This is a genomic window from Pedobacter frigoris (genome assembly GCF_005116445.1).
GTDB classification, from domain to species: Bacteria; Bacteroidota; Bacteroidia; order Sphingobacteriales; family Sphingobacteriaceae; genus Pedobacter; species Pedobacter frigoris.
In genome coordinates, this window is the sequence record NZ_SWBQ01000001.1 from 120983 (window position 1) to 146243 (window position 25261).

General features: G+C 41.3%; 21 protein-coding genes. 17 read left to right on the forward strand and 4 right to left on the reverse strand.

Translation table 11 applies throughout. The features are described from left to right. The first annotated feature begins 256 nt into the window (after window positions 1-256). The 7 genes from FA047_RS00490 (at window position 257) to FA047_RS00520 (ending at window position 10736) form a co-directional block, all read left to right on the forward strand. Window positions 257-838, forward strand: coding sequence for an RNA polymerase sigma factor (locus FA047_RS00490; RefSeq protein ID WP_136834033.1), 582 nt, complete (start codon window positions 257-259; stop codon window positions 836-838). 57 nt (window positions 839-895) lie between these two features. Further along, window positions 896-1315 carry an ATP-binding protein gene (locus FA047_RS00495; RefSeq protein WP_169304287.1) on the forward strand — a complete coding sequence of 140 codons (420 nt, stop codon included), beginning with the start codon at window positions 896-898 and terminating at the stop codon, window positions 1313-1315. Window positions 1316-1442: 127 nt separating this feature from the next. After that, on the forward strand, window positions 1443-1844 hold the full coding sequence (locus tag FA047_RS00500) for a hypothetical protein (protein ID WP_136834035.1): 402 nt from the start codon (window positions 1443-1445) through the stop codon (window positions 1842-1844). Window positions 1845-1925: 81 nt separating this feature from the next. Next, window positions 1926-2981 (forward strand): FecR family protein, encoded by a 1056-nt coding sequence (locus FA047_RS00505; protein ID WP_136834036.1) that lies wholly within the window; start codon window positions 1926-1928, stop codon window positions 2979-2981. Between the two features lie 287 nt (window positions 2982-3268). Continuing rightward, window positions 3269-6589, forward strand: a complete 3321-nt coding sequence (locus FA047_RS00510) for a SusC/RagA family TonB-linked outer membrane protein (RefSeq protein ID WP_169304288.1) — start codon at window positions 3269-3271, stop codon at window positions 6587-6589. 38 nt (window positions 6590-6627) lie between these two features. Continuing rightward, window positions 6628-8082 carry a RagB/SusD family nutrient uptake outer membrane protein gene (locus tag FA047_RS00515; RefSeq protein WP_169304289.1) on the forward strand — a complete coding sequence of 485 codons (1455 nt, stop codon included), beginning with the start codon at window positions 6628-6630 and terminating at the stop codon, window positions 8080-8082. An 11-nt stretch (window positions 8083-8093) separates the two neighbouring features. Continuing rightward, window positions 8094-10736 carry a metallophosphoesterase gene (locus tag FA047_RS00520; protein ID WP_169304290.1) on the forward strand — a complete coding sequence of 881 codons (2643 nt, stop codon included), beginning with the start codon at window positions 8094-8096 and terminating at the stop codon, window positions 10734-10736. Between the two features lie 170 nt (window positions 10737-10906). On the opposite strand, the gene FA047_RS00525 is transcribed toward FA047_RS00520, so the two are convergent. After that, window positions 10907-11179 (reverse strand): hypothetical protein, encoded by a 273-nt coding sequence (locus tag FA047_RS00525; protein WP_136834040.1) that lies wholly within the window; start codon window positions 11177-11179, stop codon window positions 10907-10909. A 96-nt stretch (window positions 11180-11275) separates the two neighbouring features. Beyond that, a complete protein-coding gene (locus FA047_RS20375; protein WP_169304291.1) occupies window positions 11276-11434 on the reverse strand; it encodes a hypothetical protein in 159 nt (52 codons plus the stop codon). 213 nt (window positions 11435-11647) lie between these two features. Between FA047_RS20375 and FA047_RS00530 the strand changes: the two genes are divergently transcribed. From FA047_RS00530 to FA047_RS00560, 7 genes are all read left to right on the forward strand, one after another. Further along, window positions 11648-13420, forward strand: coding sequence for an SGNH/GDSL hydrolase family protein (locus FA047_RS00530; RefSeq protein WP_136834041.1), 1773 nt, complete (start codon window positions 11648-11650; stop codon window positions 13418-13420). A gap of 58 nt (window positions 13421-13478) precedes the next feature. After that, complete coding sequence (locus FA047_RS00535) at window positions 13479-13820, forward strand: hypothetical protein (protein ID WP_136834042.1); 342 nt, start codon at window positions 13479-13481, stop codon at window positions 13818-13820. Window positions 13821-13914: 94 nt separating this feature from the next. Next, complete coding sequence (locus FA047_RS00540) at window positions 13915-16329, forward strand: TonB-dependent receptor (RefSeq protein WP_136834043.1); 2415 nt, start codon at window positions 13915-13917, stop codon at window positions 16327-16329. Between the two features lie 24 nt (window positions 16330-16353). Continuing rightward, a complete protein-coding gene (locus FA047_RS00545) occupies window positions 16354-17313 on the forward strand; it encodes a DUF4625 domain-containing protein (protein ID WP_136834044.1) in 960 nt (319 codons plus the stop codon). Continuing rightward, window positions 17313-17789 carry a DUF4625 domain-containing protein gene (locus tag FA047_RS00550; RefSeq protein ID WP_136834045.1) on the forward strand — a complete coding sequence of 159 codons (477 nt, stop codon included), beginning with the start codon at window positions 17313-17315 and terminating at the stop codon, window positions 17787-17789. The genes FA047_RS00545 and FA047_RS00550 overlap by 1 nt, the downstream gene beginning before the upstream one ends. A 72-nt stretch (window positions 17790-17861) precedes the next feature. Beyond that, window positions 17862-18581 carry a hypothetical protein gene (locus tag FA047_RS00555; protein WP_136834046.1) on the forward strand — a complete coding sequence of 240 codons (720 nt, stop codon included), beginning with the start codon at window positions 17862-17864 and terminating at the stop codon, window positions 18579-18581. A gap of 9 nt (window positions 18582-18590) precedes the next feature. Then, entirely contained in the window at window positions 18591-19262 is a 672-nt protein-coding gene (locus FA047_RS00560) for a peptidylprolyl isomerase (protein ID WP_225872594.1), read from the forward strand. Between the two features lie 60 nt (window positions 19263-19322). Here FA047_RS00560 and FA047_RS00565 read toward each other — a convergent pair whose 3' ends face one another. Continuing rightward, window positions 19323-21188: a M60 family metallopeptidase gene (locus FA047_RS00565; RefSeq protein ID WP_136834047.1), complete on the reverse strand. Its 1866-nt coding sequence runs from the start codon at window positions 21186-21188 to the stop codon at window positions 19323-19325. A 179-nt stretch (window positions 21189-21367) separates the two neighbouring features. On the opposite strand from FA047_RS00565, the gene FA047_RS00570 reads away from it, so the two are divergent. The 3 genes from FA047_RS00570 to obgE all read left to right on the forward strand — a co-directional run bounded on the left by FA047_RS00570 (window position 21368) and on the right by obgE (window position 24001). Next, window positions 21368-22273: an AraC family transcriptional regulator gene (locus FA047_RS00570; RefSeq protein WP_136834048.1), complete on the forward strand. Its 906-nt coding sequence runs from the start codon at window positions 21368-21370 to the stop codon at window positions 22271-22273. A gap of 80 nt (window positions 22274-22353) precedes the next feature. After that, complete coding sequence (locus FA047_RS00575) at window positions 22354-22923, forward strand: adenylate kinase (protein WP_136834049.1); 570 nt, start codon at window positions 22354-22356, stop codon at window positions 22921-22923. Window positions 22924-22996: 73 nt separating this feature from the next. Beyond that, window positions 22997-24001, forward strand: coding sequence for a GTPase ObgE (obgE, locus tag FA047_RS00580; RefSeq protein WP_136834050.1), 1005 nt, complete (start codon window positions 22997-22999; stop codon window positions 23999-24001). Between the two features lie 6 nt (window positions 24002-24007). Here the strand turns inward: obgE and FA047_RS00585 are convergent, their stop codons facing one another. Beyond that, window positions 24008-25231 (reverse strand): TCR/Tet family MFS transporter, encoded by a 1224-nt coding sequence (locus tag FA047_RS00585; RefSeq protein ID WP_136834051.1) that lies wholly within the window; start codon window positions 25229-25231, stop codon window positions 24008-24010. Between the last annotated feature and the right edge of the window lie 30 nt (window positions 25232-25261).

Consider the following 25261-nt stretch of genomic DNA (forward strand, 5'->3'; position numbering starts at 1 on the left):
GGTATTGCTCCGTATCATCTGGGATATTGGTTCGATCGCAATCGAACCAATACCCCAGATGGACCGCAGAAGGACCGGAGTTGGAGCGTAGGAGAGGCGAGCGCAGGGTTAGCGGAGCGCCTGATGATGTATTCCTGATGCAGGTCTTTTATTTAATATTATCTTAATCTGCTGGTGTTGTGTTTATTCACCAAAGTTTATACACCTTTGCAATATAAAATTGTTTAAATTTAAGCAAGGGGATAATTTATAATTCATGGCTGCTTACGGCGCATATACCGATCAGGAACTGGTTGCTTTGTTGAGGCAAGGGGACAGGAATGCCTTTACTCAGATTTATGACCGTTACCATAGCCTCTTGTATATTTACGCGCATAAGAAACTGCATAGTAAGGAAGCGTCTCAGGATGTCATCCAGGATGTACTGATTGCGCTTTGGAACAAGCGGTTTGATTTTTCTTTTGAAGTATCACTTAAATCATATCTTTTTACGGCGGTCCGCAACAAGGCTTTTGATTTGTTTTCTCATAAGAAAGTGGAGGCTAAATATATTGCATCGCTGCAAAGTTTCATAGATATTGCCACGGAGTCGACTGATTTTTTGGTTAGGGAAAAGGACTTGTCTGCTTTAATAGAACGAGAGATTCAGGCTTTGCCCCCAAAAATGAGGGAGATATTTGAACTGAGCAGGAAGGATAAGCTTTCACATAAGGAGATCGCAAAGGCTTTAAATATTTCAGAGCATACTGTGGCAACACAAATGAAGCGGGCATTGAAGGTGCTGAGACTACGTTTGGGATTGGTGGTTTGGATTGCGATGTTGCTGTTTTATAAGTAAAACGTTCTGTGTAGTGAACGTTATTTGTTAAAATCGTTCAATGAATAGTTCGTTTTATTGAAAAATCGTTCAGCTTGCAAGACCACTTTATTACTGCAAAGAATAAAAATGATGAACGCTGCTCCGGAAGAATGTTTGTATATCACATTGGATGATATATATTTTTCGGGCAATACGCTTTTGGCAACAGCTGAGTGGTTCAGACAATTAGGGGGTAAATATTTATTTATTGACGAAGTTCATAAATATAATGGCTGGGTCAGGGAAGTAAAGAATATATATGATTTCTATAAAGACCTGCATTTGATTGTAACAGGATCTTCCATTATTGAATTGCTTGGTCTTGAAGTTGATTTAAGTCGGAGAGCAAGGCAATATGAACTCAATGGAATGTCTTTTAGAGAGTATCTGGAGTATAAAGAGGATAAAGAAGGTTATTTCATTCAGCTTTCCAGAGTAGTTAATTTGACTGTTTGAGTACGACCTGGCTTTTTTGCAGGGTATAGATAAAATGCAAATCAGGAAAATTTATCAGCTTTTGGGGATACTGGCCACCCAAGTCCCTTTTAAGCCAAATATGACGAGTCTCGCTAAAACACTGAAAATGAGTAGAACTACGTTGGTTCAGTATTTCCATTACCTGGAAAGCGCTAAGCTGATTCAGCAGGTTTACCTGGAAGGAAAGGGAATGGGGGTGATAGAAAAACCATCAAAAGTTTTGCTGGACAATCCCAATTTGTTTGAAGCATTGTCCTCCAGTCCGGCCAACGAAGACAGCAGAAGAGAATGTTTTTTTGTCAACCAGTTCAGAAATTCAGGATATAAGGTAGCTTTGGCTAAGGCTGGAGATTTTACCGTAGACAACAAGTTAACTTTTGAGGTTGGGGGTGCGACTAAAACATTTAAACAGATCGCAGGGCTTTCAGATTCCTATATCGCCGCAGATGATTTGGAAATAGGAGCAGGCAACAAGATTCCGTTGTGGCTGTTTGGCTTGATGTATTGATATTTTTTTCTCTCCTTGTACCCATACCCCATAACCTTTGCCGTCTTAGTAGTATGAAAGCGAAAAAAGCTTTTGTTATTTATGAAAGAAGCTGAGGAATTACTTGAAAAATATAAAGCTGGGTTGTGCACAGCTGAAGAGGTACAGCTGCTGCAAAAGTGGTTTCATCACCTTGGGGAAGATGAGGCTTCGGAATTAAATGTGGGAGACCTTACAGCAGCAAAGCTGAAATTTGAGCAGAATATCAGGGGCTCAATACTGCCTTTGCATAAATATAAGTTATGGCCGCGTGTGGCTGTGACTGCTGCTGCGGTAGCGGCAATTGTATTTGGTATTTGGTTTTTTAATAGCGACACTGGGGCCCTGAAACAAGTTCAGGGTGACGTGGTGTTTAAAAACGACATAGCACCTGGTAAAAATACTGCTACCCTTTTGCTTGCCAATGGTAAAGTAATTGCCTTGGATACCAACAAGAAAAGTGTAGTTGTGACGGATAGCGTCAAAACAGCGACTATGCTTACCGCAAGTACCCCTCGCGGGGGCACGTATCAGGTGATCTTGCCTGATGGAACCAAGGTATGGCTTAACGCCGCATCCTCTATAAAATTCCCTTCAGACTTTAAAGGTACTAAACAAAGAAGAATAGAACTCACAGGAGAAGCCTATCTGGAAGTAGCAAAAGATAAATCTCATCCTTTTATCGTGGAAAGCGATGGGCAGCAGGTAGAAGTGCTGGGTACGCATTTTAACGTAAACAGTTACGCAGATGAGGGTGCGATTAAGACGACGCTGTTGGAAGGTAGCGTAAAGGTAAATGACGTCATCCTCAAACCCAATCAGCAATCCCTCTTAACCGGTCCTAACCGGATACAAGTAAAAGATGTGGATGTAACCGAGGCTGTAGCCTGGAAAAATGGTTTGTTCTCATTTAACAAGGCACCTATGCAGACTGTAATGCGACAAATAGCCCGGTGGTATAATGTAGAAGTAGAATATGAGAGCGACGATCTAAAGAATAAGCTGCTGGAAGGATCTGTGTCCCGATATGATAAGGTCTCCGGGATATTGAATGCTATCGCACAAACTGGAGCGGCGAAATTTAAAATAGAAGGTAAAAAAATCATCGTCATTAAATAAAAACCCGATCATCTCACCTATTGAAAAGAACCAATTAACCGATTACTAACAAACAGACCAGACAGCATGAAAAGAATTTTACAAAAAAGGGAATAGGCCTTAAGCTAATGGGGACAAAAGAAGCCGAATAGTGAGTCTAAGCACTATCCGGCAAGATTTTGAGTTAACCCAAAAACAAATTTTGAGATCAGTTTAACGTATTAACCCAAAGAGATAAAGGTATGAAATTATATCCTTTTAAACCAGGTATGCCGCGTGAGTGGCTGCCGCCAAAAATATTCTTAATTATGAGACTAATCATAATTATTATGATCGCCGGTTTCGTACAGGTATCGGCCGCCAGTTTCGGACAGAAGCTTTCTTACACAAAGAAGGACGCAAGCCTCCGTGAAATTTTTAAGCAGATTACCCTGCAGACCGGGTACAATGTATTATACTCACCTGAAAAGATAGAAGCGAGTAAACAGATCGATGTAAATTTTAAGAATACAGATCTAAAAGCAGTGCTGGAAAAGCTGTCTGATGATCAGCCTTTTATTTATAGCATAGAGGATAAGAACATTATTATTAAGCCGAAAGAGCCTTCCTTTCTGGATAGGGTGGTGGATGCTTTTACTCCTCCCATTGATGTCAGGGGTGTGGTATTGGATGAAAAGGGATTGCCGTTGATTGGTGCTACGGTGAAGGTGAAGGGTGCGCAGCAATCCGCTGTGACCAATTCGGAAGGTGTGTTTTTCTTGCAGCGTGTGGATGATAAGGCGATTCTGGTGATTTCCTATGTGGGTTATTTTGATAAGGAGGTAACTACGAAAGCCAGCTTGACCGTCACTATGGAAATGAAGTCTGCTGAATTGAATGAAGTTGTGGTGGCTTACGGAAAAACCACGCAGCAAGCTTTGACCGGAGCGGTTACCGTTGTTAGTGGGGCCCAGATTGAGAATTTGCCTAATAGAAGTTTTGACAAGAGTCTGCAAGGGCTTGTTCCAGGATTGCAGATTACAGGGGGCACCGGGCAGCCGGGGGGCGGTGTGGCAAATATGGTATTGAGGGGAATAGCCACGGGAACAGATGTAAGTTTTGGTTCCACGGTTAGAAACCCCTTGATTGTTATTGATGGTATTCCCGTAACCCACGATAATTTTCAGTTTTCAAACACACTTAATGCGACATCGGTTACGAATCCTCTTGCTCAGCTTAACCCTTCAGACATTGAAACCATATCAGTGTTAAAGGATGCTGCAGCTATTGCTTTATATGGATCAAAAGCAAGCAATGGCGTAATTTTGGTTACCACAAAAAGAGGAAAAGCTGGTAAAACAAATTTTAGTTTCAGACATCAGACGGATGTATCATCAAAGCTTACAGGGAAAACAGAAATGTTGAACCAGCAGGAATATCTGAATCTTTTATATGACACCTATAAAAGTACAAATGCTGCGACCTGGACAGATGCGGGTATTCTTGCTGACTTGAAAATAAAATTTCCTACTACAACAACTGGCGATTTTTACCCTGAAAGTGACTGGTTCGGGGCGTTATACACGGATCGCGCCCGTACAATCTCCAATGATATCAGTATTTCTGGAGGTAATGAACGAAATATTTTTTACCTGAATGTTGAATATACTAAGCAGAATGGTGCAGTGAAGGGAACCGATTTTGACCGTAAGTCTCTACGTTTTACTTTTGAAAGTAAACCTGCTAACTGGTTAAAATTAGGCGCCAATACCTCCCTGTCTTTCAATATACAGAATTATTCGAATGCGGAAGAAAGTGCCGGAGGTTTTGGTGCGGCTGCGGTGATGTCGCCACTTAACCCAGTAAGGTTGGCCGATGGAAATTATAAGCTTACTTATCCCTTTGGTGCTATTGGTGAACTACAGAACCCGGTCGTAGTTTCTGAGTATAATATCAATAAAAATGTAAGTTATCGTGGTTTAAGTAAGCTTTATGCAGAAGCAAATCTTCTGAAATATTTTACTTTTAAAAGTGATTTCGGCGCTGATTTTATGCTAGCAGAATTGAAAGAGAAAAATGACCCGCGATTTTACGCCAGTTCTCAATCTGTATTACAGCCCCGCATAGCAGAAAGAGATGAACGAAGGGCGAACGTGATCAATACAAATACCTTACGGTTTGATACAAATTTTAAGAATGAGCACTCGCTAGGTATCTTGCTGGGACAAGAGGCACAAATCATCTTGCAAAAACAGCTTGGGGCGGAAGCCGTTGGTACAGCCACAACCCTGCCATATTACAATCAGCTGAACAGTCCCGGGTATACAACAAGCGGCATTACAGGTGGGGCTGGCAGACAGACCTTGCTTTCTGTTTTTGGACAAGTAAACTATGGTTATCTAAACAAATACTTTCTTTCAGGAAGTATTCGTAAAGATGGGTCTTCAAAATTCGGTGACCAACATCAATGGGGAACTTATTGGTCTGCTGGAGCGGGTTGGATCATCAGTGAAGAGAAATTTGCAAAAACACATGCTCCCTGGCTTAATTATATAAAAATCAGGGGCAGTTTGGGCGCTGCAGGAAATTCGGGAGCTGTGGATGCTTTTACCCGTTTTGACAGGTTAACGTTGAAGAAACTTTTAGGGAACAATGCCATTACCCCATCAAGTTTAGGTAATCCTGACATTCAATGGGAGGAAACATTTAGCTGGGATTTGGGACTTGAAATGAGGTTTTTGAAAGAAAGGATTAGTTTTTCAGCGGACATTTATAACCGGAAAACAGATGAGCTGATCTATATCACAAACCTTCCTTCCTTAACCGGATTTGGTTCTGTGCTGGATAATATTGGCGATATGAAGAATAGCGGAACTGAACTGGCGCTCTCGGGTACTGTGGTTCACAGTAAGAATTTTAACTGGAGCCTGAATGCCAATTGGAGTTCAAACCAGAATAAGCTGGTTAAAGCCAATGTTCCTTTAGAATCTATTGCATCGGGCTTGATGGCTAATGAGGAAGGAAGGAATTTTAATTCATTTTATATGCCAATCTGGATGGGGGTGAATCAGGAAGACGGAAAGCCACAATGGATGGCTCCCAACGGACAACCGACAAGTACGTTCAGTTTAGCAAAAAAGGAGTTTGTTGGAAAACCTCAGCCTGATGGTTATGGTGCAATTAAAAACGTTTTTCGGTATAAAAGTTTTGAGTTTTCTGCCTCTTTGTACTACCAGTATGGTTTAAAAATATACGACAGTTCGTCCATTTACTTTTTAAATGATGGATTTTACCCCTATGTGAACCAGTCCAAACAAGCATTGGATTATTGGAAAGAAAGTGGGGATCAGGTAAGTAACCCAAGACGTTTACTAAACAATACCGATCTCGGTTTCCGAACATCTACCCGCTATTTGTTTAAAGGAGATTACCTCCGGCTTCAGCAGGTAACCTTTGCTTATAATTTTTCGAAGGAACTATTGGACAGGTTACATTTAACCGCATTGAGGTTGTATGTGCAAGGGCATAATCTTGCAATATTGACTAAATATCAGGGGCCGGATCCTGACAATATGAATGTGGGAGGAAGTACCGGGTTTGCCTATCCCAATCAAAGATCTTTTTCGGCAGGGATAAATGTTAGTTTTTAATAAAAGCGTATAGATTGATGGAATTAAAAAATTATATAATGAACTATTATAAAAAATTACTTGTAGGCATTGTACTTATCACTAGTCTCCTGTCATGCAAGAAATCGTTTCTGGACAACGTAAGTGAACAAGGGACATTAATCCGCCAGGATTATGTTACTGATTTGAAAACTACAAATGAATACCTGAACGGGGTTTATGCGGATATGGGAGGGAATCTTTTTCATGGCTACCATATGATTTATCCAGAACTTATAGCGGATAATGTTAAGCCAGTTTCGGGTTCTTCAACTAATGTTCCGTTAGGGATACATTACAACTGGAGCCAGCAAGCAGATGAATCTTCCAGTGCAGTTACTGTTTCGTCATCAGCAGTAAATTTCAATGGATTTTCCTATGGTGCATACAGGGTTATCAGGTCAGCCAGTTATGTGTTGGAAAAGGCTGATGAATACCGGAGCCAGGATCCTGCAGTTGCTGATGCAATAAAGGGGCAGGCCTATGCGATAAGGGCGTTAAGTCATTTTTTGCTCGTGAACGTGTTTGCTCAATCGTATAATTTTACCCCAGATGCTTCACATCCCGGTGTCGCCTATGTGACCACTTCAAACTGGACCATGCCGGTAAATAATCGGAATACTGTTGCGGAAGTATACCTTAACCTAGTTTCAGATCTGAATAATGCCATCTCCTTACTGCCAGCCACTTCATCAAACACTTTAGTGATGAATAGGAATGCAGCAAGGGCACTGTTATCAAGGGTGTATCTTTTTAAGGGAAATTGGCTGCTGGCAAAGAACCTAGCCAGACAGGTAGGGACGGCAGTACCCATCATGGTGACAAATTATCCCGCTAAATTGTTCACACTTACGGAAACCGAAGCGCTGTTTCAGCTACCCCCAAGTGCAGGTGCAATCAATGGCTATGCTACTAATTTTGCTTCAAGATATTACAGACCAACCATTCTTTTTTTGGCCACTTCAGATGTTTCAACCTTGTTAAATGAAGACGCTAATGATGCTAGGAAGGTTTGGGTGGCATCAGCTGTAGTTTCTGGTATAACCCAATGGAATGTTATTAAATTTCCTACAGCGGTTGTTCCAGAAGTATCAGGTGGAGGTTCTTATTATCAAACTGTAATCCGTTCTTCAGAAATGTATTTGACGGCTGCAGAAGCCTACGCACAATTAAATAATACAGATAGCGCAGGCTTTTACCTGGATGCCATCCGGAAAAGGGCTAATCCTACAGTAACTGCTACAACATTAACCGGAAGTGCATTGCTGGAATCCATATATAAGGAGCGTAGGAAAGAACTTGCCTTTGAAGGCTTTAGGATGTTTGACTTGCTGAGGTGGAAAAAAGGAGTAAACCGCGCGGATGCCTTGAGCGCTGCAACCCAGGTTTTACCCTACCCAAGTAATAATGCCATTGCGCCGATTCCTGCCCTTGATGTAAAGGTCTCTGGTCTTGTTCAAAATCTTGATTATTGAAATTGATCTTTATGAGAACGAGTTACAGGTTGTTAGGCGTGCTGATACTTTTGGTATGCTTTTATCATACCCTTTCCGCTCAGAAAAAATCTAATTTGAACGGTAGTGCTATTGTCGTTGAATTCCACTTACCTGCTGATTATAAAAAAGATAGCATGAAAGTCGATACTGGATCCTTTATAAAATTTGTTCATGTCATAAGTTATAGACCCATAGATAAGGAGATCAAAAATGGATATGTAAAATTTAGATTTCCGGGTCATGGTCCTTTATATATTAATTTATCTGAGGTATTGGGGAAATCGTATAATTATACGCTTTTTGAGCCAGGAGATAGTGTACAGATCAGGTATGATAAGAAGGGAACTAGGTTTACAGGAAAAGGGGCTGAAAAATTTAGACTTCTGGAAGAAGTCAAGATTAACATGTCAAAATTGAGCCTTCCTGCTAACCCGAAGTTATCAGTTATTGCTTCCCTGAAGGATTATCAGGAATGGCATCTTTATCTGAACAGGAAATTACTTTTGATCGATTCACTTTTTGAAGACTATAAAAAGCTTATTTCACCTTTTATCTATGCTTACCTTAAAGTAACCGAAATCGCAGATGTTGAATATCAGCGGCTCCATAAATTTGGTTTGTTGGTAAATAAGGCCTCTGTGTTAGGGCTTTCAGGGGAAAAGCTGGGCCAAATTTTTGATTCAACCTTAAATAGCGGATCAACCAGTTGGGTACATACTTATTCAGGTAAAGCACTGAATTCTTATTATTTCTATGATTTTATACGTAGGTCCGTTGAACGGAAATACAACTTTGATTATGCTCATGATAGCTTGAAGAATGCCAGCCGTAAAACCGCTTACTGGAATTTCGCGAAAAAAATCTATAAAGGAAATGTGTTACAAAGTGTTCAGGTATTTCTACTTACAGAAGGTGGTTTAAAGACACATACGCTTAAAGATGGCAGTACGCCTGAAATAGAATATTTATTAAATGAATTTTATAAGTTACCAGGGTATCCGGAATATAAAGCCTATGTGAGGGATTATGAACAAATGATCAGAGCGTGGGTCATTCATGTAGGTGGAAATTCCCCGGATTTTGCATTGCAGGATGGCAACGGACAATCCTATGGGAAGAAGGATTTCGAGGGAAAACTGGTGTTATTGAATTTTTTTGATGACAGTAAGGAATGTAGTAGAATGAAAGTTGCCCTTAGGAAGGTAAGCCGGGTATTTCAACAGGATTCTAATGTGATCTTTTTAAATATCTCTACGGAGAAGAATAAAACTGTTTGGCAAAATAGCCTGTCTGGTGTTAATACGCCTGTGAAAAATTTAATAGAGCTGTATACAAACGGACAGGGGAAGATGCACCCCGTACTTAATTATTACAACATTAGAGACTATCCGAAGTTTAATTTTAAAGCTTTTCCTGCCGTTTTTATGTTAAATAATAAGGGAGAATTTTTATATAATGGAGAATTTGGCAGGGCACATGGAGGTGCTTTAAGGCGTCATGCCAATCGATTATTCCCAGATCCAAGGAAGGACAATGGGCAGGCTTTGATCGGTGACATTTATGAACAGCTTGCACTTATGCAAGACGGCCCTTACGTTTTTCATGGAAAAGAAGGTATTACAGCTTACAGTATGAATTCTTCAACAGTAACTGAATTGAAGTACCCAGCAAAAAGGGGTATTGGGATAACAATCGGGACTGATGATTTGCGGAAAAACTTTCCTGTTCAGCTTAAAACCAAGCTGACACTGGAACCTTCCGTAACCGCTACTAGACCAGAGAAGCTGTTTGTGCTTTCGGATATTGAAGGTGAGTTTGAAGCGTTCAGGAAGTTGCTGCAGGCTAATAAGATCATCGATTCTGATTTCAACTGGACTTTTGGAAATGGGCATCTTGTTTTTGCTGGAGATATGTTTGATAGGGGATTGCAGGTTACGGAGTGCCTTTGGCTAGTGTATATGCTGGAGAAGAAAGCCAAAGCTGCCGGAGGATATGTACATTTTATATTAGGTAATCATGAGATCATGAACCTACAGGGTGATCATCGCTATGTGGAGGATAAGTATAAAAATAATGCGGCCTTAATGTGCAAAACACTAATGCAACTTTATAATGAAGATAGTGAGCTAGGGAGGTGGCTGAGAACAAAGAACATCGTAGAAAAGATAGGTGATTTATTGTTTGCTCATGGTGGCATTTCGGCAGAGTTGAACAATCAACCGCTTTCTGTTGAGCAGATAAATTTAATTGCAAGGCCATTTTATGCAGACAGTGCTGTCGCTAAAAATGCGGATACAAAGGTTAACCTCTTGTATAGTAGTACGACTTCACCTTTTTGGTACCGCCTGTATTATGCTACAAATCGTTTTAGCAAAAGCAATAATAAATGGATCTATAAAGCCAAAGAAGCCCAGGTAGATAGTACGTTGCAAAAGTTTAATGTTAGGCATATCGTAACCGGCCATACCATTGTTGCCGATACGATCAGCGTTCATTATGGAGGTAAAGTGATCAATACGGATACGAAACATAGAGATGGGAAAAGCGAAGCTTTGCTAATTGAAGGAGACAGCTTTTACAGAGTCAATGCAGAAGGAAAAAGGGTGTTGTTGTTTCGGGATGAGGAGAAATAGTTAGTGGGACAGCGGCGGTATACCTTAAAAAGGTATCCGCCGTTTGTTAAAAAAAGGACTTGGTTTAGGCGGTTTGTCCTCAGCTCAGCTACACCTTATTAAAGCGGTGCAGCGGCTGGGGCGAGCCTTTCAAGATATTGGTATAGCGTTTCAGAGATTTCTCCTGCCGCCTAAGCCTGGGATGATTCTGCTTCGGTCATAGCAGGTTTTGCTGCTTGTGCTTGTGCTTTTGGCAACATCGTTGACCTGTCAATCTTTACGTTCTTAGAAAGTTTTTTTGCCAGTTGCTTTGAACCCTTATGAATTTCTTTATTGGCTTTTTTAGAATCTTGACCAAGCCCGGCACTTAAGCTTTTAAGTTCAGCGATTAAACTTTGCTCAATATCTTTTCTGATCGTTTTTCTGGCAGCTTTGACCAGTTTCTTTAGTTTTTTCTTTTTCATGCTTTTTGAGATTGGGCTAAATTACATGAATATTGAGTTAATATAGTATTATCTTTATGTTAAAGCCTGTCCGATTAGTTAACATGAATATGTGATTTACACATGATCCTTACCATGCTTTTCTGGTTTTAATTCAGACTGAATGCTGTCTTTCTCAAATTTTTTCTCATCTTTTATATTTCGTCTGACCAGCCACAGGATAAAAATTATCAGGGCTAATGCAATCAGACCAAGAAGGGCATAGTCAATTTCCATAACGATTTAATTAATTACTTAAATTTAAGCATTTTATGTTGAATTTCATTCCTTAAATCGTTATTTAACAATAAGATAACGCAACACTAAGCGCGTCGCTATTCGTAATTGGAGTTGATGTTATGAAAAAATGCTGCAATATGCTTTGTATCGTAATAATGCACATCACATTCTGAATTTTTAACTAGTTTAGCTGTTGTAAACTTTTTAGTAATGATAAGACGATTTTTAACCATTTTTAGCATAATCATGCTGTTTGTATCTGGATATAGCACAGCACAGCGTAAAGAATATAAGTCATGGAACCCGGCAAAAGATACATTGAATGTGATACAAGGTAGAAGCTGGGAAAGTGGATTTAAAAGTGGTTATGACCGTTTACCCGCTGCTGCGGAGAAAAATGTGAGAAAAGCAGTATGGGGATTGTCTGAGAATAGTTCGGGGTTATATATGCAGTTCCGGACGAATGCTGAGGAGATTGTCGTTAAATTTAAAGTGACGGGTGGAATGGCAATGCCTCATATGCCTGCAACAGGGGTAAGCGGAGTAGACCTGTATTCAAAAAATATTGATGGCAAATGGCTGTGGTGTGCAGGCAGGTACTCCTTTGGTGATACTGTTAGTTATAGATTTGTTAACCTTGCCGGCAAAGACCAGCATGTGGATGACCGGGAATACAGGTTGTACCTTCCTTTGTATAACACTGTAAAATGGATGGAGATTTCTGTTCCAAAGGAAGCTAAATTTAAACCGCTTCCAGTTCGCAAAGAAAAGCCAATTGTAGTATACGGAACTTCTATAGCGCAGGGTGCGTGTGCTTCCAGACCCGGCATGGCATGGACATCAATTCTGGGAAGGAAACTGGACAGGTCGATGGTTAACCTGGGCTTTTCTGGTAATGGAAAACTGGAGCCTGAGGTGCTTGATTTTGTTACCCAGATTGATGCAAAGTTGTTTGTGTTGGACTGTCTTCCTAACCTGACAGGAGGAATTGGAGATGCGATGCTGAATCAGAAAATAGTTGATGCGGTTCGGCAAATTCAAAAGAAAAGACCGGGCACCCCGATCTTAATGGTAGAGCATGACGGTTATACAGATGGAGAAATGCAGCCGCTTAGAAAAAAGGATTATGAAGCGGTAAACAGGGTGTTAAAATCTGCAATAGACTCGCTGATCAAATCAGGAGTGAAAGGATTGTACCTGCTTTCTAAAGAAGAAATAGGGCACGATATTGAAAGTATGGTAGATGGTACGCATCCAAATGATCTGGGAATGATGCGGTATGCAGAGGCTTATGAGAAAAAGATCAAATCTATTTTTAATGAACCTCAGGGGACTGTCTCAACCATGATTCCTGTGACCCAAAGACGTGATGCAAGTAGTTATGACTGGGAAACCAGGCATCAGGAGGTTTTGGATTATGGGAAAGCAAATCAGCCCGAACTTGTGTTGGTAGGCAACTCTATCCTTCATTACTGGGGAGGAGAACCTGCTTCCTCAAGAGCGAAAGGAAAGGATGCATGGACTAAATACTTTGCTGAAGGAAAGGCTATGAATATGGGCTTTGGCTGGGACAGGATAGAAAATGTGTTGTGGAGAATTTATCATGGCGAACTGGATGAGATCTCTCCAAAGAAGATCATACTCATGATCGGGACCAATAACCTGGACTATAATACGGATGAGGAAATAGTACAGGGATTGAAGTTCTTGTTGGACGTGATTAAAGTAAGAAAGCCTGCTGCTGATGTAATCTTAATGGGGATTTTGCCACGTCGTAAAATGGAGCAGAGAATCGCAGGACTCAATAAAAAAATAGCTGCCATTGCAATAGGCAAGCGATTAAAATATGCTGATGCGGGAAAACTTTTCCTAAAGCCTGCGAAAGAGATTGACGAATCCCTTTTTTCTGATGGATTGCATCCAAACGCTGTGGGCTATGAGAAACTTGGTAATTTCATCAATCAGCAGATTAAAAAGTATTGATAAAATATCTGTTTTGATCTTGTGATTCTAAATAATTAAATGCAACTTTGATGCAATTGTGAAAGACAGCATCAAATATTCATTTCTGTTGAGCTATAGGGTAATTTCAGTATTCCTTGTGCTGATCTTCCTGTCGCTATCAGCTATTCAGATATTTCATCACCATGGTGATCACGAGTTGGTGCAGGGGAAGGGTAAAAGCCAGTTCCACGTTTCTGAAAAATGTGATATTTGTGATTATTTTGTGCGCCATCATGGCAAGGTTATTCATGATTTTACGCCAATTGTGCTGCCTGTAGCCTTGCCTGAAGCAATCACAATTGATACTCCCGTTAATGGAAGTCTATGTAAGCCTGCCTTACCGGGTTTTAGCAATAAAGGACCACCTTACTTCGCTTAGACCAGCTTTTACTCTTTAATCTTACTCACGGGTGTCATTTCTTTATTGAAAATGATGGCGCCGTGTATGTGCAGCATTATTTTTTCATTCCATTATGAAATTTATTTCTATTCTATTATTTTGTCTTTTTGTCTGCGGTAAATTGAACGCCCAGTTATACCCGTTGGCCGGCCTGGTGCTTGATACTGAGGGGGCAGGATTGAAGGGAGCTTTAGTCTCCATTTCAGGGTGTGAAAATACATTGTACACTGATAAAGAGGGAAGGTTTTTTGTCGATGGACTTAAAAGAGGTAATCACCAGGTAATGGTTTCTCTTGGGGGATACTATGCACAAAAATTACTGGTCAATATTCAAAATAGACAGACTTCTATAAAGGTGGTTATGAAAACCTCTGACCAGCAATTGAAAGAGGTGGTGGTAAAGCACAGCCTCATAGCAGCCCGACGACAGGAAGAATCCCTGAACATAGAAGTGGTAGGGAGCGAATTCATACAACGGAACCTGGGCGGAAGTTTGATGAAAAGCCTGGAGCGCTTGCCGGGTATCAAAACGATAGGTATTGGCTCAGGACAGTCGAAACCCCTGATAAGGGGCTTGGGTTTTAACCGGGTTCTGGTGGTAGATAAAGGCGTGAAGCATGAAGGCCAGCAATGGGGAGCTGATCATGGACTGGAGATAGACCAGTTTGCAGCAGCCGAAGTGGAACTGGTAAAGGGCGCGGCGTCTTTTATCTATGGTTCGGACGCCATAGGCGGTGTAATTGAGGTGAAGCCTGCCAGTGCACCGCAAAAAAATACCTTAGGTGGCTCAATTGACCTGATCGGCAAAAGTAATAACAACCTGTATGGAACTTCTGTCAATTTATTTGGCAGAAGGGAACATTGGTTCCTGGATACCCGTGTCACTTATCAGAACTATGGAGACTATAGTGTACCTACGGATACTGTATTTGTATATGATTATGCTGTCAGGTTGCACAACAGGCAATTGCGGAACACCGCCGGCAGAGAAACCGGGTTACATCTGGCTACGGGTTATGTAAAGGAAAATTTCAGGTCTGTATTTTACTTTAGTAATGTTTATAATAAAAGTGGCTTTTTTGCCAATGCGCATGGTCTGGAACCAAGAAGAGTAAATACTGAAATGCACGATGCATCAGCCCGGGATATTCAGATGCCCAGTCAGCAGGTGAACCATTTTAAGGTGGTCAACCGCAGTGATTATCGGATGGGGGTACATAAACTGGAAATGGAACTGGGGTACCAGCAGAATTTTCGGCAGGAATTCAGTCAGTATGTAAATCATGGATATATGCCGCCTGTTTACCCTGATGGTTTATCGGTCTCGCCAGAGCTGGAAAGGGAATTTGACAAACAGGTTTATAGTATAAACCTGAAGGACATGATCACTCTGGGAAATCATCAGTTTACCGCAGGCTTCAATTCGGAGTATCAGGATAATACCATTAATGGCTGGACTTTTTTAGTGCCCTCTTTTAAACAAGTCACCGCGGGCATATTTGTGTATGATAAGTATAAGATCGGTGAGCGGGTTTTGTTGCACGGTGCGCTGCGGTATGACCGTGGGCAGATCAGGATGTTTAAATATACCGACTGGTTTAATTCAGAGCTTACAACCGATGGGACAACAATAGCAGAGAAACTAATCAGGGCAAATGATCTGAAGCGTAGTTTTAACAGCCTGGTATGGTCGGTAGGTTTGAATTACAACCATGAGCAGTTTCTGTTGAAGGCCAATGCCGGTAAAAGTTTCAGGATGCCGATTGCTAAAGAGTTAGGTGCAAATGGGGTCAATTATCATTATTTCAGCTATGAGAAAGGGGACCCGACGTTAGCACCTGAGCAGTCGTACCAGTTGGATCTAAGTTTGGGCTGGAATGAAGCCCGCTGGTCGGTGCTGATCAGCCCCTTTTACAATTACTTTCCAAACTATATTTACCTGAACCCTACTGCAAACCATGACTTTTACTACGGTGCGGGCAATCAGATTTTCCAGTATGCCCAAAGCGAGGTAATCAGGTATGGCGGGGAGCTGCAGTTAAAATACAGGATATGGAAAAGCCTGAGTGCTGAATTTTTAGGTGAATATTTGTTTGCCCAACAGATCTCGGGAGATAAGAAAGGTTATACGCTCCCTTTCTCGCCCCCGGCGTCCGCTTTGTTCAATCTGAGCTGGTCGCCCGCACCGGAGTCTGCGCTTAGACATTCTTATTTTTCGGTTGACTACCGGCTTACCACAAGGCAGGATAACATTGTTCCACCGGAAAAGAAAACACCAGGTTATGGACTGATTAACCTCCAGGCTGGTACTAAACTTAATATTTCCGGGCAACAGCTGGCGCTGAGTTTTCAGGTGCAAAACCTGCTGGATACCCGTTATCTGAACCATACCAGTTTTTACAGGCTGATTGAGCTGCCTGAACAGGGGAGAAATATAGTCTTATCCTTGAAAATGCCCTTTAACATTTCATTAAAACAAACAGAATAATAAAACTCATTAATACATCAACAAATGAACACAAGTAGAATTTCAAACAAATACACATCATTGGCGATTAGATCAATGAAGATCATCGTTGCGCTAATAATTATCATGACTACTTTCCAGGCCTGCAAAAAGGATAAAGAAGCTGAGCCGGAAAAGTCGATCCCTACAGCTACAAATGTAGAAATCGGATCGGGCAATAAACTTGCCTTGAGGGGAAGGGATTTCCATTTCAATGCAGATGTAGTTGCTGCCACCAAAATAAAAGATGTTCAGGTAAAGATATTGCAGAAAAGCAGCGAAAAATATACTGCGCCCTGGAAATTTGAACTGAACTGGGCAGAATACAAGAGTGCTAAAAACACTAACGTACACAAGCATTTCACAATTCCTGCAGAGGCACCGGAAGGTAAATATGACTTCTACTTTATTGTGCTTGATGAAAACGGAACGAAACTGGAAATCAAGGAAGATCTGAGCATCATTGATCCCGTAAATGTTCCTGTTGATCCCAAAATTGGCCGTGACATCATCTCCCGCAACGGTACTATGATCTATTATACAAATACTTTCGTAGAGCCGGAGCTGATCGTGAAAAAAGGTGATGAACTGACACTCCATGCGCAGGTAAGTGACATTAAAGGCGATGGTATTTTATATTCGATACTCATTAAGAAAAGTGCCAACTATAATCCGGAAAGTATAGACAACCTTAATTTGAGCAAAGCCATTGTGGTTACCAAGGTGACGCACACAGGACTTGCAGCTGCTTCGAAAGTGAGCACCCTAAAACAGGTCAACGGCGTGTATGGTGGTGAGTCCATCAAAATTGGTGCGGATAAAGATAACAACGAACCGGCTGTGAATCCGATTGACGGAGACAAAGCATGGGAATCAGGTAAATACAATTGGGTGATCCTGTATAAAAACACCACGCATAACGTCAGTTCTTATAAGGTAATTCCCATCACAATCGATTTTAAATAATGAAGAAACTTAGTTTATTGAGCATCTGCCTGCTATCCTTGCTGGTGCTTAGCAATTGTAGTAAAAATACTGCCGGGCCGATAGATACCGCTTATCCGGAGATCAATACCAGCTCAAATGATGCATTCCCGAAACAGTGTAGTGTAGTTAAAAGAGGAGAGAAGTTTGTGTTCAAAGCATTGCTAAGTGATAATGCGCAGTTGGGCTCATTAAATTTGGATATCCATCATAATTTTGACCATCATACACATAGTACGGAGCTAGAAGAATGTGACCTGTCGCCGGTTAAACAACCGATGAAGCCATTCTTACTGATTCAGAATGTCGTTATTCCGACCGGACAAAAATCTTATCGGGCAAGCGCTGAGATTCAGGTGCCGGCGGATATTGATCCGGGTGACTATCATTTTATGATCAGGTTAACTGATAAAGAAGGCTGGCAGACCATCAAGGGCCTAAGTATTAAGATTCAATAGAATTGTTACCCTTGGCCTTAAATTTCCTTATCCTAAAATTTTATCTTTGCGCACATCTAATAATCTATTCCTATGAAAAAAATATATCTGCTCATGAGCTTTTTGTTTTTCTTAATTGCCTGTGAGAAAAATGATGACTCAAAATTTGTTGAGGTTGAAACTGTTTTTGATGACCCCGATTGGATCCGGTTAAAAGTGCCGGCCGGAGGAGAGATTCATTCTGTAGCAGGAAGTATAGACGATACCCTGCTAGTTACTACATTGGCAAAAGCATATTTCACTGCAGACGGGGGCAAAACATGGAAAGAATCTAAAAACTTTTCAGGTACTGTACCAGGTTTGCTGACTTCTAAGGATACTATATTTGCTTTTATTGCTTCGGGATTTGATCCTGCAATGGGAAGGAAATATGCGGGTTCGCCAACTTCATATACGCTAAATAAAGGACTCACCTGGCAATCTTATCATGATGGAGCAAGGTTTATTCAAACAGGTGTAGCTACATCAAAGAAGGACCTGACAACCTACCGATTGAAGTATAGTTCGGGTGCAGATACTGAGGGCAATGGTACAAATTGGGTTTTAAGGACCACCATTGACCGGATAAAAAGGAATGGGGAAGCTAGTCAGTTTGAACATCCGGTGAAGGATCATCAACCACTGAATCTGCATATGGATAGCCAGGATAAACTTTATATTTCGACCGGGGGAAGTTTCTCCAAGACAGGTGTATATGTTGGGGCTTCTGTGACTAGTCCTGCTTATGTGTATGTATCCAAAACCGAATTATAATATATTGTTATGATGAAAATACTGATTGTAGTTCTGTCTTTTGTTTTAACAACCATTACTGTAAAGTCGCAGTCTGCGTTTGTGCGCTTCGAAACCAATAAGGGGAATATCACTGTGATGCTGTACGACAAAACGCCGAAGCACAGAGATATGTTTTTAAAATCTGTTAAACAAGGGTTGTATAAAAATGCTGAGTTTAACAGGGTGATCAAAGCTTTTGTCAGTCAGGGCGGTGAACTGGATGATACGATATTAAACAGGGAAAAGCGACATCCTGAATTGGGAACTAAACGTTTTCCTGCAGAAATCAAACCGGGGGTTTTTCATAAAAAGGGAACTCTGGGTGCAGGTAGGGATGACAATCCTGAGAAGGCCTCTTATTTCTCACAGCTTTATTTTGTGGTGGGAAAGGTACAGACGGATGCACAACTTGATGCGGTAGAATTGAAGAAAAAGAAAAAGTTTTCAGCAGCTGAAAGGGAGATTTATAAAACAATAGGAGGTACTCCTCATCTGGATGGTGACTATACCATATTTGGTGAAATTGTAGCAGGAATGGATGTGGCAGATGCGATTAATGCTGTAGCTACAAATAAAGATGATGTTCCGTTGAGTCCGGTAGTTTTTAATGTAGTAGTGATTTCGAAAAAGGATGCTTTAAAAATAAGGAAAACGATGTAATTGAAAAGGCCATCTGAAAAGATGGCCTTTTTTATAACTGAATTAACTCTCCTTCATCCGTTATTGTTTAACCAATTTAAACTTCTGTGCATTGCCGGTATTTTTCGACCAGATCTGTACTTTAGTTCCGTTTGTAGAGAACCCTCCATTGATGTCAAGATTGGAATTCGGTGCACATGCCGGACTTAAGTTATAATAACCATTACCAACATAGCTTAGTGCCCATTTTTGAGCATTAACATTCGCGGAGGTATAAACCTGTATTTGAGTTCCATTGGTAGATACTCCTCCTGTAACGTCCAATACTTTAGTAGTGTCAGTCAGGCTTTTTAGTGTGAAGTATCCATTGCCTGCATTTCTTAATTTCCATTGCTGGTTAAGCGTAGAAGGGGAGTTGTTGGACCATAACGATACCAACGTACCATTTACTGGTGTATGACTGTTTACATCTATCAGACTGGTGTTGTTCACCGCTGAAATCAGTTTGTAGTTTGCTCCGTTTTCAATCAAACCCGCATTGTCTTCATTTAAGGTGCTTGGCTCAACAGTTGGTTGAGGCAGTCCTAAAGCCGCGATTTCGGTATATACGCTTGCACCTGGTTTTAGTGCCCATTTGTTGAAGAAGTTAGTTAGATTTTTTCCTGTAATGGTACATGCGGCCAGCATAAACCAGCGCATTTTCTGAGCATCTGTAGAGACTGTTGGATTGTCAGTTCTGGCTTTTTTGTGAACCTGTACAAAGAAATCATCGCCAAAGGCCAACCATAATTGTTGAAACATGCAAAGCCTGATGAAAGGGTCATTGATTGGTGTTGAAGCCGTACTGTTAAAGTCTTTAGTTGGATCAATACTGGCTAAGTAGGTCATAGCTGTAGGCCACCTGTTGTCTCTTTTTAATCGCGATGGGGACACGCCAAAAGTTCTTTCGACATACAAGGCATGTATGTTATTGGTTACCTCTCCCAGGGTACTCCATGTCCACACATCCTGCTGATGTTCGTGGCCCATTTCATGCCAGATTGCCCAGCCATCGATGGTTCCTGCTTTGACGGTGGCAAAACTGCTTACATAGGGTGATGTAAAATAGACACCATAATAATATGCCCACGCAAGACCGCTTGGACGATCTGTTTCTGTTACTAAAATCCTGTTGTGGACAGACACATTGTGCTGGCTTGCAGAACCGTCGAGACCTGAAAGCTGATTTTCAAGATCCCATACTCTGTCCAGGGTGGTTAGTATACCGCTGTTGTCCTGTGGCTGAAATCCCTGCGCTTTTGTTCTGCTGTAAACCTGGTATACACGGTCGCCAACCAGCAATACATCAGGAGAGGTATAGGTTGTCAGTTGCGTATTCCAGTCTGTTTGGGTAGTCACATTTTTAATGAAGACAGGCACGCGTAGGTGTCCACTATTGAATGTGATTTTAACTTTACTTGCCGGGGTACCAGTAGTTGTGAAACGTATCCAGATCATCCCGCCATAGCTGCCTGATGAAATGGTATTTGTTCCGGCGACTAACTGCGTAATGGGTGGGTCTACGTGGGGCAAATCGCCCTGCTGGCTCGTCATATACCTGTAATAGGTGCCAATGATCAGCTTAGGTAAAGTTGTCCCTGCGAGTTGCTGTACATTGATGGATAGTGTAGTGTTTGCTGGGATATAGAATCCTGTAGGGTCAAAATTTGTCCAGCGCCAATAATTGATCCTCATTCTTTGCCCTTCCTGAACGGCATCCTTTAGTTCATTAAATTCCTGGATATTGGTGCCGATTGTTGAGGTCAGGCTGGGGTTTGAATTGACAGCAATTCCATCTTTTTTATAAGATTTGGAGGCGTCTTTTTCATCCAGCTGTGTTCTTTTACAGCCAAAGGCTACAAAAATGGCTAATACAGTAAGAATGATGTGGGTTAGTGTTTTTTTCATAATGTTAGGGGTGGTTAGGTTGTTTGTTTAATTGTATACTAAAATACTGACTAAAACACTAGACATTTTTTATAAATTAACCGATTGTAGCAATAGATTAACCAGTTCAGCATTTAGGTGCTGTCATATTTTAGTCTCCATGATAAATTTCGTAGCTTCCAATTGTTAACTAAACTATCATGAAAGTTTTTCCATTTACTGTATTGCTCCCTGATGATAAAAGTTTCATAATTCAGCAGGTAAATGCGCCTCATTTCTATCCTTATTTACATAGGCATGAAGAATATCAGATCACATGGGTAGAAGAAGGTGAGGGGACATTAATTATAGGGAACTGCATGCATGCCTTTAAATCGGGTGATATTTTTTTTATCGGAACAAATCTGCCGCATTTATTTAAAAGTAATTCAGAGAGTTTTAACATCCGTACTGGGACCGGGGCAAAGGGATATATCGTCTTTTTTAATTTGAATGGAAAACTCGCTCCGCTGTTCAATCTGCCTGAAATGAAAGAGTTGAAATCTTTCATTGTTCAAAATAGCCATGGATTTAAACTGCCCGCGAAATACAATAGGAGCGTTTCTGGTAAGCTGGTCGATATTTACGCTTCTCCACCTACAAAAACGGATACTTTGTTTAAATTTTTAGAGCTGCTTAACGAGCTATCCGGCATACGAAACATTGTGCCCTTGTGTTCTCCTGTTTACTCTCCAGCCATTTCAGAAAATGAAGGGGTTAGGCTAAGGAATATTTTGAATTTCATTATGCAGAATTACAATACGCCAATCACGCTTGAAAATGTTTCGGACGTTGCCTATATGACACCCCAGGCTTTTTGCAGGTATTTTAAAAAACATACAGGCCGTAAGTTTATTTCTTTTCTAAATGAGGTTCGGATTAATGAAGCATGTAAAAGTCTTGTAGCCGGGAATAAAGGTCATAATATCTCAGGAGTAGCTTATGGTGCGGGTTTTAGTAGCATCACAAATTTTAACAGAGTCTTTAAAAGTGTGATAGGGAGCTCGCCAAAAGACTACATTAACACTTACAATAAAGTCAATAATTCGCCCATGTTAAGCATTTAAAGTAAAATAGTTATATATTTGCACGCTCAAAAGTAACCGCTGCAGAGGCAGTGGACTTTTTAACTTTAAAGACAACCCGAATGCTTAATTTTGTTCTCTTTGGCCCACCGGGTGCAGGCAAAGGCACCCAATCAGAAAAATTGATTGAAAAATATCAATTGATTCACATCTCTACAGGCGATCTTTTTAGGGAGCATATTAAAAATCAATCTCCACTGGGACAGAAAGTAAGCGAATTAATTGCTGATGGACAATTGGTTCCTGATGCGATTACCATTGCAATGCTGGAGGAAGAAGTGGATAAGAACCCCCAGGCAAAAGGATTTATTTTCGATGGCTTCCCGCGTACGGTACCTCAGGCTCAGGCTTTAGATGAGTTTCTTACAGGTAAAGGAAGTTCAATCGCAGGTGTGATTGCTTTAGATGTAGATCAGGAAGAATTGACCAAACGTATCGCTCAGCGTCAGCTTGAGACCGGCCGTCTGGATGATCAGGCTGATAAACTGCAAAAACGTATTGAAGAATATTTTAGCAAAACCATTCATGTTTTGCCATATTATGAAGCACAGAATAAGTTAAGTAAGGTAAATGGTATCGGTAAAATCGATGATATCTTTGCTGAACTGAGCGCTGTGATTGATAAATACTAGTATTATAAAATTACTGATAGCGGGACGGAATTAAGTACTTCTCCCGCTATTTTTATTTAAAAAAAACACAATTATGTCGCAAGGTTCCAATTTTGTAGATTATGTTAAAATATGCTGTCGCTCTGGAAAAGGGGGGGCAGGTTCTGCACATTTGCACCGCGACGTTAGAACAGCTACTGGTGGTCCTGATGGTGGAGATGGAGGACGCGGAGGACACATCATCCTCAGGGGAAATTCCCAGTTCTGGACACTTTTACACCTGAAATACCGCAAACACATCATCGCTCCTGATGGTCAGCCCGGCTCAAGTGCTACATCAACGGGTAAATCCGGTAAAGATGAAATTCTGGATGTGCCTTTGGGCACTATTGCCAAAGATGCTGAAACGGGACAGGTTTTATTTGAGATCACACAGGAAGGAGAAACAAAAATCTTAACTCCGGGTGGAAGAGGGGGGCTGGGTAACTGGCACTTTAAAACGCCTACCAATCAAACTCCGCGTTTTGCGCAGCCCGGTGAACCCGGCAAAGAGGAGTGGATGGTGCTGGAACTTAAGGTACTTGCTGATGTTGGTCTGGTAGGTTTTCCTAATGCTGGAAAATCAACGCTTTTATCTGTTGTATCTGCGGCTAAGCCGGAGATTGCAGATTATCCTTTTACTACCATCGTACCTAATTTAGGTATCGTATCTTATCGTGATAGCAAATCTTTTGTGATGGCAGATATTCCAGGGATTATCGAAGGGGCATCTAAAGGCAAGGGTCTGGGCTTCAGGTTTCTGCGTCATATAGAACGTAATTCTGTATTGCTGTTTATGGTGCCTGCCGATACCCACAGATCTATAGCGGAAGAATATGAAATCCTTAAATCGGAACTGAAAGACTATAATCCCGAACTGATGCAGAAACCGCACATTTTGGCCATTACCAAATCAGATATGCTTGATGAGGAGCTTGTGGCGGAAATGAAGAAGGAACTACCTAAAGGCATTCCTTCCATATTTATTTCATCTGTAGCTCAAAAAGGACTGCTGCAGTTGAAGGACATGCTTTGGGAATCTATAAACCAACAAGCATAAACAGTATTATGCTGTCTTCTTTTCTTTACTCAGTACCCTGTAGGTAATAAAAATACTCATGATCATGCATGCTGCACCGATAAGGAAGTGAATTCCCGGAAGGTGAAACGGTGCCTTGTCGCTGGTGAAATAACTAAAGGTGCTGTTCATGATCAGTGGTCCGAATATCGTTGTCAGGCTCATTAAACTAGTCAATGCTCCCTGCAGTTCCCCTTGCTGGTTAGACTCTACGTGACCCGATATGATGGACTGTAAAGAAGGTCCGCATATTCCACCCAGGCAATACGGTATAAGAAATGCGAACATCATCCAGCCTTCCGTGGCGAAAGCGAAAAGAATCAGTCCAAGCGCATAGAGCGACAAGCCCAGGTAAATACTTTTTTCATTTCCGATTTTTGGATTGATGACCCGGGTTAGTCCGGCTTGTACCGCACCTACCAATACACCTACTACAGCAAGTGATATACCGACCATCTTCTCACTCCAGTTGAAACGATAGATGGTGAAGAAATTCCAGTTGCCTTGTACCGCTTGTGCACCCAGGTAAATGAGGAAAAAGCCAAGTGCCAGTCCTCCGATTTCAGGGTGTTTGGTCAGGAATTTTAATGAGCCAAATGGGTTTGCCCTTTTCCATTCAAAAGGCCTGCGGTGTTCTTTACTTAAAGATTCAGGCAGAAAGAAATAACCAAAGATACAGTTGATCAAACAAAGTGCAGCGGCAGCATAAAAAGGTGCTCTGATGCCCCAGGTAGCGAGTAGTGCACCTAAAGCAGGGCCGAGAACAAAACCTAATCCAAAGGCTGCACCAATAAGTCCGAAGTTCTTAGCTCTGGATGTTTCATCTGTGCTTACATCGGCGATATAGGCAGTAGCTGTAGTGAAACTGGCACCGGTAATCCCGGCAATTATCCTTCCGATAAACAACCAGCTATACGTTGGTGCCAATGCCAATATAATGTAATCAATTCCGAAGCCCAGTAATGACGACAATAATACAGGTCGGCGACCAAATCTATCACTAAGATTTCCGATCACAGGGGAAAACAGAAATTGGGTAATTGCGAAGACTGAAAGTAGTAGTGCACCGTAAGTACTGGCCTGATTTACGGGGATGCCCTTTAGTTGGGAGATCAGGTCTGCCATAACAGGAATGATTAGCCCCCAGCCCATCACATCAATTAATAAAGTGACGAAGATGAAGCCCAAAGCGGCCTTTTGGGATTTTGCCATAAAGTGAAATATTTTTAGTGCCGCAAGATA